This window comes from Micromonospora sp. URMC 107 (assembly GCF_051386315.1).
Lineage (GTDB): Bacteria > Actinomycetota > Actinomycetes > Mycobacteriales > Micromonosporaceae > Micromonospora.
Genome location: NZ_JBPQTK010000253.1, coordinates 1 through 2,807 on the forward strand (window position 1 = coordinate 1; position 2,807 = coordinate 2,807).

Sequence of the window (2,807 nt, forward strand, 5' to 3'; positions counted from 1 at the left end):
GCCTCCACCCCACTGCCCGGTGATCCGGTAGGCGGCCGTGCAGGCCCCGGCCGGCGGCGGCGTCGTCGGCGGCGGGCTGGTCGGCCCGCCGGAGAAGTCGACGTCGCTGCACAGGTAGTACGACTGGTCCAGGTGGCTGGCCTGCCAGATGGTGTAGACGACGTGCCGCCCGGTCCGCCCCGGCGCGTTCGCCGGGATCTCGATGGAGACGCCGGTGGGCTCCGGCTTCCACCCCGACGCCGGGGTGTTGCCGATCTGGCCGACCAGTTCCAGGTCGTCCCAGCCCAGCGGCTCGGTGAGCGCGTCGAAGCCCTGCTTCGTCACGTACACCCGGATGTAGTCGGCGCCGTGACTGGCCTGGTCGTACAGGCGGACCCGGAAGTTGCTGGAGACCGAGGCGGTCCTCCAGGCGCCGACGGTGTCGAGGGCGTCGTAGCGACCGCCCTCGGTCCGGCCGCCGGAGCAGAGCTGGCCGTTCGGGATGGCGGCCTGGTGGTTGCCGGCGACGCCCTCGCGGAACAGCCCGTTCCAGTTCCACATGGCGTTCGGGTTGGCCTGCCAGGCCTGCCAGCACATCGGGTCCTCGGTGGCCATCCGGGGATTCTGGAAGTCGCTGCCCCAGCGTTGCCAGCAGCCGTAGTTGCGTGACGCGGGGTCCACGACGGATCCGTGCGCCGACACCGGGTTGGCCAGGGCCGTGGTCAGCAGCAGCACGGCGGTCGCCGCGACGGCGAGCAGCCAGGCCAGGCGGGATGATCGAAGTTGAGTGGACATGGAGCCCCCGGGAGGAGAGGTCGGACGACGACGCCCGGACGGCCCGGGAGTTGCCCCTCCCGTGCGCGCTGCGTGGCTTCCGCGACGGCTCTGCCCGGAGGCTGTCACATTTATCGGCCTCGGTCAATGCCTTCCCGGCGCATCGGGGTGTGCGGGATGCCGTCCTCGACGTACTCGGGGCCGCTGACGGCGAAGCCGTGGCGGGCGTAGAGGCCGACCAGGTGGGACTGGGCCCCCAGCACGCAGGGGCGGTCGCCGACCAGCTCCAGCGCCGCGGCCAGCAGCCGGCCCGCGTGCCCGCCGCCGCGCGCCTGCGGGGCCACCACCACCCGCCCGATCCGCGCCACGCCGCCCGGGTCGGCGAGGATCCGCAGGTACGCCAGGGGTGCGCCGCCGTCGTCGAGCCAGAGGTGCCGGGTGCCCGGCTCGACGTCGCGCCCGTCGAGTTCCGGGTACGGGCACGCCTGCTCCACCACGAACACGTCGATCCGGAGCCGGAGCAGGTCGTGGAAGGTGCGGGCGTCGAGTTCGGCGAACGAGGCGGTCCTCGTCACGGGGGTCTGCGGCACCCCGCGATGGTAGGTCGCGCCCGCCGGTCGGTCGGCGGCCGCCCCGGTGCCGTCCGCCCCGGCCGCCGGCGTCAGGCGGGGCGGGCGCCGACCGCGTCGCGGATCTCGGCGCCCTGGGCGCCCTCCTCCGCGCGGGCGCAGTGCGCGCAGCAGAAGAACCGGCCGGACACCTCCACCCCGTGCCCGACGATCTTGACCTGGCAGTGCTCGCAGATGGGTGCCAACTTGTGCGCGGCGCACTCGAAGCAGTCGAAGGTGTGCACGTCACCGCTGACGGTCCGCACCTCGAACGCCATCCAGTAGTCGTTACCGCAGACCTCGCACGTCGCCACGACGCAACCCCCCGAATCCGACACGTTTCCCCAAGCCTGCGGTACCGGATCGCGCCGGGCGGGCGAAACCGCCCAGGTCACTCCGGTCCGGCGGCGTGTCGCCCCCGGCGTGTCGGGCGTTGTACCGGGTGACCGCGCGCGACCCCGGAGGAACACGACATGATCAAGCGGAACAAGCTCTTCGGCAACCAGGTACGGGTCACCTTCAGCCTGCCCCGCGACACCCCGCCCGGCGCGGTCAGCGTGGTCGGCTCCTTCAACGGCTGGGAGCCGGGGCGGCACGAACTGGTCCCACGCCGCGACGGCACCCGGACGGTCACCGTACGGCTCGGGCCAGGGGAGTACCGCTTCCGCTACCTCGCCGCCGGCGGGGTGTGGCTGGACGACGACTCGGCCGACCGGGTGGACGAGCGGGGCAGCCTGTTGCTGCTCTGACCGTCACCCTGCGTGCTCAGCCGGTCTATGGTTTTATCGACAGGAGTCTTTACTGTTAACAAGGTTTATTTTATGTTGGAGGGCACCTCACCAGGCATGAGTCTGAAGGAGCTGCCACCATGCGTCGAAGAATCACCATCCCGCTCGTGGCGACGGGCGCCGTCGTCTCCGCACTGGCCGTCGCGGCGCCCGCCCAGGCCCACGGCTACGTGTCCGGCCCGCCGAGCCGCCAGGCGCTCTGCGCGCAGGGGCGGGTCCCCGACTGCGGGCAGATCAAGTACGAGCCGCAGAGCGTCGAGGGCCCGAAGGGGCTGCGCAGCTGCCACGCGGGGATCGCCCAGTTCGCCGTCCTCAACGACGACAGCCGGGGCTGGCCCGCCACGTCGGTGGGCAGCTCCGTCACCTTCACCTGGACCAACACCGCCCGGCACGCCACCAGCAACTGGGAGTACTTCATCGGCGGCACCCGGGTCGCCGTCTTCGACGGCGGCGGGCAGCAGCCCGGCGCCACCGTCTCGCACACCGTCAACCTGGGCAGCTACCCGGGACGGCAGAAGGTCCTCGCCGTGTGGAACATCGCGGACACCGCCAACGCGTTCTACTCCTGCGTCGACCTCCAGGTCGGCGGCGGCGGCAACCCGTCGCCCACCCCGAGCCCGACGCCGCCGCCCGCGTCGCCCACGCCGACCCCCACCGC

Annotated in this window: 5 protein-coding genes; 2 read left to right on the plus strand and 3 right to left on the minus strand. The window is 72.4% G+C overall.

Translation table 11 applies throughout. The features are described from left to right. The 3 genes from ACSNN9_RS28255 to ACSNN9_RS28265 all read right to left on the minus strand — a co-directional run. A partial coding sequence (locus tag ACSNN9_RS28255) for a lytic polysaccharide monooxygenase auxiliary activity family 9 protein (protein WP_436676354.1) occupies nt 1-774 on the minus strand: 774 nt, incomplete at its 3' end. 110 nt (nt 775-884) lie between these two features. Beyond that, entirely contained in the window at nt 885-1,343 is a 459-nt protein-coding gene (locus ACSNN9_RS28260; protein ID WP_436676355.1) for a GNAT family N-acetyltransferase, read from the minus strand. Nucleotides 1,344-1,414: 71 nt separating this feature from the next. Further along, on the minus strand, nt 1,415-1,675 hold the full coding sequence (locus tag ACSNN9_RS28265) for a Prokaryotic metallothionein (protein ID WP_357880167.1): 261 nt from the start codon (nt 1,673-1,675) through the stop codon (nt 1,415-1,417). Nucleotides 1,676-1,834: 159 nt separating this feature from the next. On the opposite strand from ACSNN9_RS28265, the gene ACSNN9_RS28270 reads away from it, so the two are divergent. Next, nucleotides 1,835-2,110, plus strand: a complete 276-nt coding sequence (locus ACSNN9_RS28270) for an isoamylase early set domain-containing protein (RefSeq protein ID WP_436676356.1) — start codon at nt 1,835-1,837, stop codon at nt 2,108-2,110. 119 nt (nt 2,111-2,229) lie between these two features. Beyond that, nucleotides 2,230-2,807 (plus strand): lytic polysaccharide monooxygenase auxiliary activity family 9 protein (locus ACSNN9_RS28275; RefSeq protein ID WP_436676357.1); only part of this gene is annotated, 578 nt, incomplete at its 3' end.

Coding starts and splice junctions, on each gene's coding strand:
- ACSNN9_RS28270 (WP_436676356.1), top strand. CDS start 1,835: ATGATCAAGCGGAACAAGCTCTTCGGCAACCAGGTACGGGTCACCTTC.